Origin of the sequence: Haloimpatiens massiliensis, assembly GCF_900184255.1 — a bacterium.
In the GTDB taxonomy this organism is placed as follows: domain Bacteria; phylum Bacillota; class Clostridia; order Clostridiales; family Clostridiaceae; genus Haloimpatiens; species Haloimpatiens massiliensis.
In genome coordinates this window covers 1-865 of the sequence record NZ_LT854626.1, presented here as the reverse complement: position 1 = coordinate 865, position 865 = coordinate 1, and the positions used below count along the sequence as shown (strand labels likewise).

Annotated in this window: 1 protein-coding gene; it reads left to right on the top strand. The window is 28.6% G+C overall.

Annotation, left to right across the window (positions count from 1 at the left end; translation table 11 throughout):
- Window positions 1-104 precede the first annotated feature (104 nt).
- The coding region (locus C1715_RS00090; RefSeq protein WP_102398662.1) for a transposase at window positions 105-865 on the top strand (761 nt) is incomplete at its 3' end.

Genomic DNA, 865 nt, shown 5'->3' with positions numbered 1-865 from the left:
TTTTTTTTAATCACTCAAATATATATCATAGGATTTCCTCACATTTTTGTCGAATTATACTATATTACCACACATAATATAAAAACAATAAGGAGGAAACCTCTATGTACCAACGTCAAGAAATCTTTAACATAATTGAACTTTTTACTTCTCAAAAGCTTATCAATTTTTATACAAAAATCTTTGATAATCTTGATTTATCTCCATTACCCGATAGGGTTCCTTCTAAATATGGCCCTACTGGATTTTCACGCCATGCTCTTTTTAGAGCTTTCATCGTCATGAAATGTGAGAAGTTTGCCCAAATTACTGATCTTAAAGATTTTTTAGAAAATAATTTAATTATAGCCCAACTTTGTGGTTTTAACATTCTTAAATCTTTACCTTCATACTGGGTTTTTCAGAGATTTATTAAAAATTTATCTAACTCTTATCTTAAAGAAATCATGAAAAATCAAGTTAATGTTCTTAAGGAGTTAGGTTTTATTGATAACAATTTTGTATCTGTTGATGCCACTCCTGTTAAAGCTAATACTAAATTTAATAATCCCAAATCTTTTTCAAGTAACAAGTTTTCTAAAAAGAATCCTCCATCTTCTGATAAAGATTGTAAACTAGGAGTTCATACTGCTAATAACTCCTTGAATGTTCAAGTTTCAGAGGATAAACCCAATAAATCAAAGAAAAATTATGAATTTTACTGGGGATACAAAAATCATGTTATTTGTGATGCTATATCGGGTCTTCCTATTGCTGAATTTACTACAACTGCCGATATCAATGAAATTTCTAATTTTATAGAAATTCTTACTGCTACAAATGAATGGTTTTCACTAAAAGACAGTTACATTATTGCTGATAAAGG